This is a genomic window from Kitasatospora papulosa (assembly GCF_000717245.1).
Taxonomy (GTDB): domain Bacteria; phylum Actinomycetota; class Actinomycetes; order Streptomycetales; family Streptomycetaceae; genus Streptomyces; species Streptomyces papulosus.
This window is the reverse complement of sequence record NZ_JNYQ01000003.1, coordinates 551,110-564,227: the sequence shown is the minus strand read 5'-3', so window position 1 is coordinate 564,227 and position 13,118 is coordinate 551,110. Positions and strand designations below refer to the sequence as shown.

Sequence of the window (13,118 nt, the reverse complement as noted above, 5' to 3'; positions counted from 1 at the left end):
CTCATGATCACTCGGGGCCGTGTGGGCCGGTAGAGTGACGCTCGTGGCAGCGCGACCGTTGAGCGAACTTGTGGAGCCCGGCTGGGCGAAGGCGTTGGAGCCCGTTGCGGGCCGCATCGCCGAGATGGGCAACTTCCTGCGTGCGGAGATCGGGGCGGGCCGTACCTATGTTCCGGCGGGGACGAACGTGCTGCGCGCCTTCCAGCAGCCCTTCGACGACGTACGTGTCCTGATCGTCGGTCAGGACCCTTACCCGACACCGGGAATGGCCATCGGGCTCAGTTTCGCGGTGGCGCCCGACGTCCGGCGGCTGCCGGGCAGCCTGGAGAACATCTTCAGGGAGCTGCACTCCGACCTCGGTCTTCCCCGGCCGTCCAACGGGGACCTGACACCGTGGACGCGGCAGGGAGTGCTCCTGCTCAACAGGGCGCTGACCACGGCACCGGGCAAGCCCGCGGCCCATCGCGGCAAGGGCTGGGAGGGAGTGACCGAACAGGCCATCCGAGCCCTGGTGGCACGGGGCAAGCCCATGGTCTCGGTGCTGTGGGGACGGGACGCACGCAACATCCGGCCGCTCCTCGGCGATCTGCCCGCCGTCGAGTCCGCCCATCCGTCGCCGATGTCGGCGGACCGGGGCTTCTTCGGTTCGCGCCCCTTCAGTCGTGCCAACGACTACCTGGAGCGTGCGGGGGAGAAGCCGGTGGACTGGCGTCTGCCGTGAGCGGTGCCGCGCGGAACGTGACGCAAGCCCGTGCCGCGCGGAACCGGACACATCCCGGGCTCCCGGCCCGGCGTCTCGCATAGGTCCCCGCTCCAGGGGCAGAAGACCCCTTGACCCGAGCTCCTGAGGCACACCCCCTCCCGTGTCTCCGCGAGCACCCGGCCCCACCGGCACCCCCCCCGCCGGTGGGGCCGGCCTCTTCTCCGGCGGCGCGACGATCCCGGACCGCCCGGGCCGGGAGTCCGTACGGGTGGCGGTGCCCGGCGCGGATGGACCGGACGCGGGACACCGCCCCGACGAGTCGTCCACCGCAGGGCGGCGCGGCTGTTAGCGTCCCCACTCCACCGGACCGGCCGGGCGGCCCCGTCGCCGCGGCGGAAGCAGCAGAGGAGTGGTGTCCCATGCGTGTCCTCCTGGTCGGCGCAGGGGGCGTGGGTACGGCGATCACCCGGATCGCGGCCCGTCGCCCCTTCTTCGATTACATGGCGGTCGCCGACTACGACATGGCCCGGGCGGAGAGCGCCGTCGCGGCGCTCGGGGAGAGCGGCGCCCGCTTCGGCGCACTGCGGCTGGACGCCTCGGATCCGGCGGCCGTGCGCGCCGCCCTGGAGGAGCACCGCTGCGACGTGCTGCTCAACGCCACCGATCCCCGGTTCGTCATGCCCCTGTTCGAGGCGGCCCTCGCCCACCGCGTGCACTATCTCGACATGGCCATGTCCCTGTCCCGGCCCCATCCGTCCCGCCCCTACCAGGAGTGCGGTGTCAAACTCGGGGACGCGCAGTTCGACCGGTCCGCCGACTGGGAGGCCGCCGGACGGCTCGCGCTGGTCGGGATGGGGGTGGAGCCCGGCCTGTCGGACGTGTTCGCCCGCTACGCCTCCGACGACCTGTTCGACGAGATCGATGAGATCGGAATCCGTGACGGCGCCGATCTGACGGTGGACGGCTACGACTTCGCGCCGTCCTTCAACATCTGGACGACCATCGAGGAGTGCCTGAACCCGCCGGTCGTCTACGAGAAGGGGCGGGGCTGGTTCACCACCGAGCCCTTCAGTGATCCGGAGGTCTTCGACTTCCCGGAGGGCATCGGGCCCGTCGAGTGCGTCAACGTCGAGCACGAGGAGGTGCTGCTCGTCCCGCGTCGGCTCGACGCCCGGCGCGTCACGTTCAAGTACGGGCTGGGCGACGAGTTCATCGGGGTGCTGCGCACACTCCACAAGCTGGGCCTCGACCGTACGGAACCGGTGTCGGTGAAGAGCGGTGCCGGCGACGTCATGGTCTCGCCCCGCGACGTCGTGGCGGCATGTCTGCCCGACCCGGCCGGACTCGGGGAGCGCATGCACGGGAAGACGTGCGCGGGCACCTGGGTGAAGGGCGTCAAGGACGGGAGGCCCCGAGAGGTCTACCTGTACCACGTGGTCGACAACCAGTGGTCGATGCGCGAGTACGGCTCCCAGGCCGTGGTCTGGCAGACGGCGATCAACCCCGTCGCCGCCCTCGAACTCCTCGCCGGCGGTGTCTGGGGCGGCAGCGGGGTGCTGGGGCCGGAGGCCATGCCTCCCCGGCCGTTCCTCGACCTGCTGACCGAGTACGGAACTCCGTGGGGCATGCGCGAGCAGTGACGCCGGCCGCGTGCGTCCGGCCCGGAGCGGCCGGCACCGGACGTGCGCACCGGAACCGGCCTCCCTAGCATGTGGAAGGAAATATTCCGCCTTTACTTCAGGCCTGTGACCCGAGCGAGGGAGCATGGCAGAGGACCGTGCCGGATCAGCGCCGCCGGCTAGCTTGAAGCCGGACGCGATCGGTTTCGTCGACGCGCTGGTCATCGGACTGAACGCCACGTCCCCCGCCTACTCCGTGGCCGCGGTGATCGGTCCGATCGTCGCCCTCGTGGGCATCTACGCACCCGGGGTCCTCTTCGCGTCCTTCGTGCCGATGCTCTTCATCGCCTCGGCCTTCTACTACCTGAACAAGGCCGACCAGGACTGCGGGACGACGTTCTCCTGGGTGACGCGGGCCATGGGGCCGTGGGCCGGATGGCTCGGCGGCTGGGCGATCGCGATGACCGGTGTGCTCGTGGTGGGCTCGCTGGCGGACATCGCCGTCAGCTTCGGGCTCCTCGCCGTCGGACTCGACAGCTGGGCGGAGAACACCTTTGTCCGCCAACTGCTCACCGTGCTGCTGATCGTGGTGATGACCGGTCTGTGTGTCATCGGGACCGAGCTGTCCGCCAAGGTCCAGAACGTCCTGATCCTGGCCCAGGTGGCGTTCCTCCTGGTGTTCGTGATCGTCGCCCTCTACCGCGTCTACGCGGGCACGACGTCGTTCGACTCCGTCAGACCCTCGGCCGAGTGGCTCAACCCCTTCGGGGCGGGCGGCGCGGCGCTGACGAGTGGTCTGCTGCTGGGTGTGTTCATCTACTGGGGCTGGGAGTCGGCCGTCAACCTCACCGAGGAGGTCGAGGACTCCGCGAGCGCCCCCGGGAAGGCCGGCGTGTGGTCGACGGTCATCCTGCTGGTGACCTACCTGTCCGTCGGCTTCGCGGTCGTCGCGTTCGCCGGAACCGCGTACCTGGCGGAGAACGCGGGGGAGGAGGAGTTCATCTTCGCCCTGCTCGCCCGCGAGGTCATGGGGGGCTGGGACTGGATCGTGCTGCTCGCGGTCGCGACGTCGGCGCTCGCCTCGACGCAGACCACCATCATCCCCGCGTCGCGCACCGCGCTCTCCATGGCCCGGCGCCGTGCGCTCCCCGCTCACTTCGCCCGGATCAGCCCACGGTTCCGCACACCGGACGTGAGTACGTGGTGGGTGGCCGCCATCGCCATCGCCTGGTATCTCGTCGTCAGCCAGATCAGCGAGAACGCCCTCTTCGACTCGCTGACCGCGCTGTCCCTGCTCATCGCGTTCTACTACGCGCTCACGGGGGTGGCCTGCGCGGTCTACTACCGCCGCCATCTGACGGAGAGCATGCGAAACTTCCTCCTCATCGGCCTCGGCCCCGTGGTCGGCGCCGGTCTGCTGACCTGGCTGCTCGTCCGGTCGATCATGGACATGTCCGACCCGGCGAACTCCTACAGCGGAACCTCCTGGTTCGGGCTCGGCCCACCGCTCGTCATCGGTATCTGCATCAGCCTCATGGGCGTGGTGATCATGGTCGTGCTGCGCTTCCGCACGCCGTCGTTCTGGCACGAACGCCGAGGTGTCGTCGACCCCGGCCTCGTGCACGGCAAGGAGTCCTGAGATGTCCGTGGTCCTCGGCTACGACGAGTCCCCGGGTGCCGCGCGTGCCCTGCGGGTGGCGATCGACGTGGCCGCCGCGTTCGACGAGCGGCTGGTCCTCGTCTACGGAGCGGCGCCCCCCGGCCCCACCGGCGAGGAGTACCGGGCCCACTACGAGGCCATCGCCCAGGCCGGGCGCGCGGGACTGGAGCACGGCGTCGCCTCTGCCGAGGCGGCAGGCGTGTCCGCCACGGTCGAGGTCATCGACCTGAGCCCGGCCCAGGCCCTGATCGAAGCCGCCTCGCGGTACGGGGCCAGGGTCATCGTGGTGGGCAGCTGGGGCGAGAGCCCGATCCGGGGGGCGCTGCTCGGCTCCACCCCGCACAAGCTCCTGCACCTGTCGACCGTGCCGGTGCTCTGCGTACCGACCGAGGCGTGAGGCGCGGAGGGGCGGGCCGGGCCGGGTGCGCCGGTCCTCCGACCGCGGTGCTCGCCCCGCCGGCCGGCCTGCGCCCCGCCTCGTCAGCCGATCACCGCCGCCCGCACGCACAGCACGTCGGGCAGGTGCGAGAGGAGCTGCTGCCAGCTGTCGCCGTCGTCCGCGCTCGCGTACACCTCGCCGTTGCGGTTGCCGAAGTAGACGCCGGCCGGGTCGGCGTCGTCCGTGCAGAGTCCGTCGCGCAGCACCGTGCCGTAGTGGTCGCCGTCCGGAAGGCCGCGGGTCAGCGGCTCCCAGGTCCCGCCCGCGTCCCGTGTGCGGTAGACGCGGCAGCGATGGCCGGCCGGGACGCGGTCGGCGTCGGCGTTGATCGGGAAGACGTAGCAGGTGTCCGCGCGGTGCGGGTGCGCCGCGGCGGCGAAGCCGAAGTCCGACGGCAGGCCGGCGCCGATGTCCTTCCAGCGCTTCCCGGCGTCGTCGCTGCGGAACACGCCCCAGTGGTTCTGCAGGTAGAGACGGTCGGGGTCGGCGGCGTCCCGGGTGACCTTGTGGACGCACTGGCCGAACTCGGGATCGGGGTCCGGCAGGAACACGGCGGAGACGCCCTTGTTGGACGGGTCCCAGCGCTCCCCGCCGTCCTCGGTGCGGAACACGCCCGCCGTGGACACGGCCACGGTCACCGCCCGGGCGTCCCTCGGGTCGGTCAGGATCGTGTGGAGGCCCTCACCGCCCCCGCCCGGAACCCACCTGGAACGGGTCGGGTGCTCCCAGAGCGGTCTGACCAGCTCGAAGGACTCGCCGCGGTCGTCCGACCTGAAGAGCGCGGCCGGTTCGGTCCCCGCGTAGACGACGTCGGGGGCCTCCGGGCCCGCGGGGTGCAGCTGCCAGACCCGCTCCAGCGACGCGTCGGTGAACCGCGGGAACCTCACCGCGGGTTGCTTCGGCTCCACCCAGCTCGCGCCCAGGTCGTCCGAGTGGAAGACGGACGGGCCCCAGTGCGCGCTGTCCCCGCCGACCAGGAGCCGGGGTGTCGCGCCGCGGGTGTCGATCGCGATCGAGTAGATCGCCTGGGCGTTGAAGTGCGGATCACCGAACTCCCACTGCCCGCCGCGCCTGCGGCCGAGGAAGAGCCCCTTGCGGGTGCCCACGGTGAGCAGTACGTCGGTCATGACAGGACCTCCCGAGACGCCTTTGTGCCGGACACGGGTCAGTCTGCACCCCGCCACTGACAACGGTCCGCAGCGACGGCACCGGCCCGGGCCGGTGCCGTCGCTGCGGGGTACCGGCCGTGCGGGGCGCCTCGTCCGCGGGGCCGGGGACTCACCGGCCCGGCGCCTCCTCCGGGGCGGTTTCGCCGCGTGACCGGGTCAGCAGCCGGGTGGTGCTCCCGTCGGCCTCCGTGAGGTCCCGCACCCACCGGAAGCCGATGCGGCGCAGCAGCCGCGACGAGGCGTCGTTCTCCGCGGCGACCGTGGCGTGCACGGCCCGCAGGCCGAGCGGGCCGAATCCGTAGCCGACCAGAGCCGTGGCGAGCTCCGTGCCGAGCCCCCTGCCCCAGAGGGCGGGGGCGAGCGCGTAGACGATCTCGTGACCGCCCGACTCCCGCGTCGGTTTGATCTCGGCGTGACCGACGATCCCCGGCGCGGTACGGAGGCGCACCGCCCATACGTCGAACCGCTCCCGCGGGTACACGTCGGTGAAGATCCGCCGGAACAGCGCGCGGTCCTCGGCCGCGGCGGAGACACCGTCCCCCATCCAGCGGGAGACGCGCCCGTCCTGGAACAGTGCGACGAACTCCTCCTCGTCGGCCGGGACGTACGTGGTCAGCTCCAGCCGTTCCGTGAGCAGGCGGGGAGTCATACCGCGTCCTACCGCTGTGCCGGCGGAGCGGTGCTGCTGCGGACCACCAGGCTGGTCGCCAGGTCCACGCGGGTGGTCGCGGGCTGCCTGCCGCGGCCGAGGTCCAGGACCAGCCGGGCCGCGGTCTCCGCCATCTCTATGAGCGGCTGGCGCACCGTGGTGAGGGGCGGACCGATCCAGCGGGTGAGGGGCAGGTCGTCGAAGCCGACCACGCTGAGGTCCTCCGGGATGCGCAGCCCCAGCTCGCGCGCCGCCTCGTAGACACCGAGTGCCTGGAGGTCGTTCCCGGCGAAGACCGCCGTCGGCGGTTCGGGCAGCCGCAGCAGTTCCAGGGCCGCCGTGTAGCCGTCCTCGTGGTTGAACTCGCCCTCCCGGACCAGCTCGGGATCCATCGGCACACCGGAGGTCTCCAGGGCGGCGCGGTAGCCGTCCAGGCGCGCGCGGCTGCACATCATGCGGGCCGGCCCGCCGATGATGCCGACGCGCCGGTGCCCCAGTCCCGTCAGATGCCGGGTGGCCGCGAGCCCGCCCTGCCAGTTGGCCGCCCCGACCGACGGGATGTCGTCCCCCGGGTCGCCCGCCGGATCGACGACCACGAAGGGGATGGAGCGGCTGGTCAACTGGGCGCGCTGGGCCGCGTCGAGGTCCGAGAGCACCAGGATCACCCCGGCCGGGCGACGGGCCAGGACACCGTCCACCCACGTCTGTCCGGGGGTGAGCCGGCCCGCGCTCTCCGAGAGGACCAGACTGAGGCCCTCCTCCCTGGCGACGTTCTCGACGCCCCGGACGACCTCCATGGCCCAGGCGCTGTCCAGCTCGTGGAAGACCAGGTCGATGAGCTGGGACTGCTGGGAGGCGCCACGCCTGCGGCGGTAGCCGTGGCGCAGCAACAGTTCCTCCACCCTCGTGCGTGTACCGGGGGCGACGTCGGCGCGGCCGTTCAGCACCTTCGAAACTGTCGGAGCCGAAACTCCGGCCGCTCGGGCGATCTCCGCCAGCGTGGCGGTGCTCTCCGACGGCTCGTCGACGGACGCCTTCTCCTGTGGGGGCTGGACCTTTGCAGGGCTCATGCATGAATCGTAGCCCCCCGGACGCCCTGGGAACGCGTGTGGACAGGGTTCATAAAACCTTGCTCCTGCCCCCTTGACGGGTCCGAAACGCGACCGTACGGTTCCGGCAACATTCGAAAGGCAAGCCGAAACATTCGACAGAGGGTGCGGTCATGCGGTCGGGGATATTCACTCAGGGCACACGTACGACGAGATGGGCCGCGGCGGGTGCGGCAATGGTCATGGCCGGAGTGCTGGCCGGCTGCGGATCGGGAAGCGGCGGGAGCGACAGCGGCACCCTCACCGCCTACGTGTACGGGGATGACGCCGTCAAGGTTCAGCAGGCCGCGGTCGACACCTTCAACAAGACCTCGAAGGTCAAGGTGAAGCTGGTGTCGGTCCCCGGCACCGACTACGTCAACAAGCTGCGCAGCGCGATGGGTTCGCCCAGCGCCCCCGACGTCTTCTTCAACTGGGGCGGCGGTTCCATCAAGCCGTACGTCGACTCCGGGGACCTGGTGGACCTGACGTCCACGATCGAGAACGACGCCACCCTCAAGGACGGCTTCCTCCCGTCGATCATGACCGCGGGCGGTCTCGAGGGGAAGGTCTACGGGGTACCCATGCGCGGCATGCAGCCCGTGATGCTCTTCTACAACAAGGCCCTCTTCGCCGAGCACAAGATCGAGCCGCCCAGGACCTGGGAGGAGCTCCAGGCCGCCATCAAGACCTTCAAGGACGCCGGAATCACCCCGTTCGCACTCGGCGGGTCCGACAAGTGGCCCGAACTGATGTGGATGGAGTACCTGCTGGACCGGATCGGCGGCCCCGAGGTGTTCCGGAAGATCCAGGACGGCGACACCCAGGGATGGGGCGACCCGGCGGTGCTCAAGACGGCTCGGACCGTCAAGGAGCTGATCGACGATGGCGCGTTCGGCAAGAACTTCAACTCGGTCGACTACGGCAACGGCGGCGCCCCGACCCTGCTGAACAAGGGCAAGGCCGCCATGCACCTCATGGGCTCGTGGGAGTACTCGACCCAGCTGGGCAAGGCTCCCGAGTTCGCGAAGAAGGACCTCGGCTGGACCGCCTTCCCGACGGTCGCCGGCGGAGTGGGGGATCCCGCGAACGTGGTGGGCAACCCCACCAACTACTGGTCGGTCAACGCCCGGACCAAGCACAAGGACACCGCCGTCGCGTTCCTGAAGACGATGGCGTCGCAGACCTACGCCCAGGCCCTCGTCGACAACGGTGACGTCCCCACCACCTCCGGCGCCGCCTCGATGCTGAGCGGTTCCCCCAACCCGCAGTTCGCCACCGACCAGTACGACATGGTGCGGAAGGCCCCGAGCTTCACCCTGTCGTGGGACCAGGCACTCGAAGCCCAGTACGCCACGCCGCTGCTCACGGAGATCAGCAAGCTGTTCGCCGGCAAGACCACCCCCGAGCAGTTCGTCGAAGCGATGAAGGCCGCGAAGTAACCATGCCGCACCCCACTCCGGTCGCGAAGAGGCGGGGAGCCGGAAAGGCGGCCGTCGGCGACGTCGGCCGCCCGCCGGTCGCCTGGGCCGTCCCGGGCATCCTCTTCTTCGCCGTCTTCGCGATCGTCCCCCTGGCGATCGCCGTCTACCTCTCCTTCTGCACCTGGGACGGGCTCGACTCCCCGACCCTGACAGGGCTGGACAACTGGACCCGGCTCTTCAAGGACTCCGAGTTCGGCCAGGCCGCCTGGCTGAGCCTCCTGCTCACCACGATCAGCTGGCTCTTCCAGACCCCGGTGGCCCTGCTGCTGGGCGTGTGGGCGGCGGGCCGTCAGCGCGGCCGGGCGTTCCTGTCCGCGATCTTCTTCATCCCGCTGCTGCTGTCCACCACCGCGATCGCGATGCTGTTCCACGCCCTGCTCGACCCGAACTTCGGTGTGGTCCGGACGATCGGACCCTGGCTCGGCATCGATCCCAACGTCATGGGCTCGTCCACCGGCGCCCTGCTCGTGGTCGCCTTCGTCGGCGGCTGGCAGTTCATGCCCTTCCACACGCTGATCTACCAGGGGGGCGCCCGGCAGATCCCGGAAGTCCTCTACCAGGCGGCCTCGATCGACGGCGCGGGCCTCGTGCGGCAGTTCCTCCACATCACGCTGCCGCAGCTGCGCCACACGATGACGACCTCGTCCGTCCTGATGATCGTCGGCTCGCTGACCTACTTCGACACGGTGCTCATCATGACCAAGGGCGGTCCCGGCACGGACACGACGATCCTGCCCTACCTGATGTACCGGACCGGCTTCCAGACCTACGACCTCGGCTACGCGGCGGCCGTCGCCACCGCACTCGTCGTGGTGGCCACCAGTATCTCGCTGCTCATGGTCCGCCTCAGCGGCTTCGGGTCCATGCGGTCCACCCGGGAAGGTATGTGACGAGATGTCGATCGACACCCGCCCCTCCGCGGCACGGCACCGCACGGTACCGGCCGCCCCGCGTCGTGGCCGCCCGGCCCGCCGGCGCAGGCCCCTGGGCAACCCGGTGGCCGGCTTCGGCTCGCTGATCTGGCTCCTCGTCGTCCTGGTGCCGCTCTACACCCTGGTCTCCGCGTCGCTGATGCGTCAGGACGAGGCGCTGAACGGCGACCCGCTGGCGCTCCCCACGGACCCGACGTTCGAGAACTACCGCACCGTGCTGGACAGCGGCTTCCTCACGCTGATCGGGAACACCGCGATCGTGGCCGTGGCCACGGTGGCCATCGTGCTGGTGCTCTCGGTCCCGGTGGCCTACGTGGGGGTGCGCACCCGCAGCCGCCTCTCGTCCCTCGCCTTCCGTACCTTCCTGCTCGGCGTGGCGATCCCGGCGCAGGCGGTGATCGTCCCGCTCTACCTGATGATCGGAAAGCTGGGGCTGTACGACACCCTGTGGGCGATCGTCCTGCCCACCGCGGCCTTCGCGATGCCCGTCGCGGTCCTCGTGCTCAGCGGCACGATGCGTGACGTCTCCGAGGAGATGTACGAGGCGATGGCCCTCGACGGCGCCTCGCCCGTACGCATGCTGTGGCAACTGGCGGTTCCGCTCTCCAGAGCGGGGATCAGCACCGTCGCGATCTTCTCCGCGCTGCAGGCGTGGAACGGCTTCCTGTTCCCGCTGATCCTCACGCAGTCGGAGGAGCGGCGTGTACTGACACTCGGACTGTTCAACTTCATGAGCCAGTTCGGAGTGAACATCCCCGCGGTACTGGCAGCGATCGTCCTCTCCGTCATACCCATCTTCGCCGTGTACCTCGTGGCCCGGCGGGCGCTGATCAACGGACTGATGGGGGTGGGCGGCAAGTAGCACACCGACGCCGCCCCGCACCACAGCACTCATGAGAGGAACCCTGCCGCCATGGCAATCCACCCTGCCCCGCAGGCCCGCCGGTCCGATCCGTCCCCCGTCGTCGACGGCCCGTGGCGTGACCCCTCGCTCGACCCCGAGGTGAGGGTGGCCGACCTGGCGGCCCGGATGACGCTCGAGGAGAAGGCCGCCCAGCTGTACGGAATCTGGGTGGGCGCCGATGCCGAGGGCGACGGTGTCGCACCGCACCAGAACGACATGGTCGACCCGGTCGACCTCGAGGACATCACCACCCGCGGACTCGGCCAGCTCACCCGTCCGTTCGGCTCCGCCCCGGTGGACCCGGGAGTCGGCGCCGTCTCGCTGGCCCGCGCCCAGGCCAGGATCGTGGAGGCGGGCCGGTTCGGCGTGCCGGCGCTCGCCCACGAGGAGTGCCTGGCCGGCTTCACCGCCTGGGGCGCCACCGCCTACCCGGTGCCGCTCGCCTGGGGGGCGGCCTGGGACCCGGAGCTGGTCGCCGAGATGGCGCACCGCATCGGCAGCGACATGCGGTCCGTGGGTGTCCACCAAGGGCTCGCCCCCGTCCTGGACGTGGTGCGTGACCTGCGCTGGGGCCGCGTCGAGGAGACCATCGGCGAGGACCCCTACCTGGTCGCGACCATCGGCACGGCGTACGTCCGCGGACTGGAGTCCTCCGGGGTCGTCGCCACGCTCAAGCACTTCGCGGGCTACTCCGCGTCGGCCGGCGCACGCAACCTCTCGCCGGTCCGGGCCGGGGCCCGGGAGATGGCCGACGTGATCCTCCCGCCGTTCGAGATGGCGGTCCGCGAGGGCGGCCCCCGCTCGGTGATGCACTCGTACGCCGAGATCGACGGAGTGCCCGTCGCCGCCGACCCCGCCCTGCTCACCGGTCTCCTCAGGGACACCTGGGGCTTCACCGGCACGGTCGTCGCCGACTACTTCGGCATCGGCTTCCTGGAGACCCTCCACCGGGTGGCCGAGAACCGCGGCGACGCCGCCCGCCTCGCCCTGACGGCAGGGGTGGACGTCGAGCTGCCCACCGTACGCAGCTACGGGGACGAACTGGTCGCAGCCGTACGTGCCGGACTCGTGGCCGAGGAGCTGGTCGACCGTGCCCTGCGCAGGGTCCTGCTGCAGAAGTGCGAGCTCGGCCTGCTCGATCCGGACCGGGAGACCCTGCCCGCCGCGCTCGACGGAGTGGACCCCGAGCGGGCGCGCGGCACCGTGGACCTCGACCCTCCGCGCAACCGTGCCCTGGCCCGGCTGCTCGCCGAACGCTCCTGCGTCCTGCTGTCCAACCCCGGTGGTGCGCTCCCGCTGGCCGGCACCGGGCGGATCGCGGTCGTGGGCCCGCGCGCCGACGACCCGCTGGCCATGCTCGGCTGCTACTCCTTCCCGAGCCACGTCGGGGTCCAGCACCCCGACGCGCCCATGGGCATCGTCGTACCGACGGTGCTGGAAGCACTCCGGGAGGAGTTCCCCGGCGGGGACGTCGGCCACGCGCAGGGCTGCGAGGTGGACGGCACGGACGCCTCCGGGATCGAGGACGCCGCGGCGCTGGCCGCCGGCGCGGACGTCTGTGTGGCCGTGCTCGGGGACCGGGCCGGACTGTTCGGCCGCGGAACCTCCGGCGAGGGCTGCGACGCCGCAGACCTGGCACTGCCCGGTCTGCAGGGCGACCTCCTGGACGCGTTGCTCGCGACCGGGACCCCGGTGGTCCTGGTGCTGCTCACGGGGCGTACGTACGCCCTCGGAGGGTGGGCGGACCGGCTGGCCGGCTGTGTGCAGGCGTTCTTCCCCGGGGAGGAGGGCGGACCCGCCCTCGCCGGCGTGCTCTCGGGGCGGGTCAACCCCTCCGGCCGTCTGCCCCTGGGCGTGCCCAGGGATCCCGGCGGTCAGCCGTGGACGTATCTGCAGCCGCCGCTCGGCCGCGCCAACGGGGTCAGCAACCTGGACCCGACCCCGCTCCACCCCTTCGGCCACGGGCTCTCGTACACCTCGTTCGCCTGGGAGGCCGACGCGGACGCGCCGGCCGAGCTGCCCACCGACGGGGAGACCGACCTCGCGATCACGGTCCGCAACACCGGCGACCGTGACGGCGCCGAAGTGGTCCAGCTCTACGTCCACGACCCCGTCGCCCAGACCACGCGCCCCGAGGTCCGGCTGATCGGGTACGCCCGGGTGCCGCTCGCGGCGGGGGAGTCCCGCAGGGTGGGATTCCGCTTCCACGCCGACCTGGCGTCGTTCACCGGGGCCGGGGGGCGCCGGATCGTCGAGCCCGGTGGCCTGGAGCTGCGCTTCGCCACCTCCAGTGACATCGCGGACGTCAAGCACACCGTACGACTGCGCCTCACCGGGCCCGAGCGGACCGTCGACCACCGGCGCCGCATGGTGTGCGACGTCTCCGTCGGCGCGCCGGCCGTACGGAGGTGAGCGCGGGGGCGGCGCGCCCCCGGCCCGCCCGGCTCTCCGCAAGGGGTGCCGGGCGGAGC

Annotated in this window: 11 protein-coding genes; 8 read left to right on the top strand and 3 right to left on the bottom strand. The window is 71.2% G+C overall.

Annotated features, from left to right (window positions below; all coding sequences use genetic code 11):
• Positions 1–43 precede the first annotated feature (43 nt).
• From IA22_RS0111000 to IA22_RS0110985, 4 genes are all read left to right on the top strand, one after another.
• A complete protein-coding gene (locus tag IA22_RS0111000; RefSeq protein WP_030123494.1) occupies positions 44–721 on the top strand; it encodes a uracil-DNA glycosylase in 678 nt (225 codons plus the stop codon).
• 401 nt (positions 722–1,122) lie between these two features.
• Positions 1,123–2,343: a saccharopine dehydrogenase family protein gene (locus IA22_RS0110995; RefSeq protein ID WP_030123493.1), complete on the top strand. Its 1,221-nt coding sequence runs from the start codon at positions 1,123–1,125 to the stop codon at positions 2,341–2,343.
• Between the two features lie 124 nt (positions 2,344–2,467).
• A complete protein-coding gene (locus IA22_RS0110990; RefSeq protein ID WP_030123492.1) occupies positions 2,468–3,961 on the top strand; it encodes an APC family permease in 1,494 nt (497 codons plus the stop codon).
• Between the two features lies 1 nt (position 3,962).
• Entirely contained in the window at positions 3,963–4,379 is a 417-nt protein-coding gene (locus IA22_RS0110985) for a universal stress protein (protein WP_014157723.1), read from the top strand.
• Between the two features lie 83 nt (positions 4,380–4,462).
• Here IA22_RS0110985 and IA22_RS0110980 read toward each other — a convergent pair whose 3' ends face one another.
• From IA22_RS0110980 to IA22_RS0110970, 3 genes are all read right to left on the bottom strand, one after another.
• Positions 4,463–5,548: a WD40/YVTN/BNR-like repeat-containing protein gene (locus IA22_RS0110980; protein ID WP_030123491.1), complete on the bottom strand. Its 1,086-nt coding sequence runs from the start codon at positions 5,546–5,548 to the stop codon at positions 4,463–4,465.
• 151 nt (positions 5,549–5,699) lie between these two features.
• Positions 5,700–6,239 carry a GNAT family N-acetyltransferase gene (locus tag IA22_RS0110975; RefSeq protein WP_015576086.1) on the bottom strand — a complete coding sequence of 180 codons (540 nt, stop codon included), beginning with the start codon at positions 6,237–6,239 and terminating at the stop codon, positions 5,700–5,702.
• Between the two features lie 8 nt (positions 6,240–6,247).
• Positions 6,248–7,309 (bottom strand): LacI family DNA-binding transcriptional regulator, encoded by a 1,062-nt coding sequence (locus tag IA22_RS0110970; RefSeq protein ID WP_014157726.1) that lies wholly within the window; start codon positions 7,307–7,309, stop codon positions 6,248–6,250.
• A gap of 215 nt (positions 7,310–7,524) precedes the next feature.
• Here IA22_RS0110970 and IA22_RS0110965 point away from each other — a divergent pair, with 215 nt between their 5' ends.
• Genes IA22_RS0110965 through IA22_RS0110950 form a run of 4 tightly spaced genes read left to right on the top strand, consistent with a single transcriptional unit; the run spans position 7,525 to position 13,059 of the window.
• Entirely contained in the window at positions 7,525–8,769 is a 1,245-nt protein-coding gene (locus IA22_RS0110965) for an extracellular solute-binding protein (RefSeq protein ID WP_030123489.1), read from the top strand.
• 2 nt (positions 8,770–8,771) lie between these two features.
• Positions 8,772–9,701 (top strand): carbohydrate ABC transporter permease, encoded by a 930-nt coding sequence (locus IA22_RS0110960; RefSeq protein ID WP_015576084.1) that lies wholly within the window; start codon positions 8,772–8,774, stop codon positions 9,699–9,701.
• 4 nt (positions 9,702–9,705) lie between these two features.
• Positions 9,706–10,605, top strand: coding sequence for a carbohydrate ABC transporter permease (locus IA22_RS0110955; RefSeq protein ID WP_030123488.1), 900 nt, complete (start codon positions 9,706–9,708; stop codon positions 10,603–10,605).
• A gap of 51 nt (positions 10,606–10,656) precedes the next feature.
• Positions 10,657–13,059: a beta-xylosidase/alpha-l-arabinosidase gene (locus tag IA22_RS0110950; protein WP_015576083.1), complete on the top strand. Its 2,403-nt coding sequence runs from the start codon at positions 10,657–10,659 to the stop codon at positions 13,057–13,059.
• Positions 13,060–13,118: the final 59 nt, after the last annotated feature.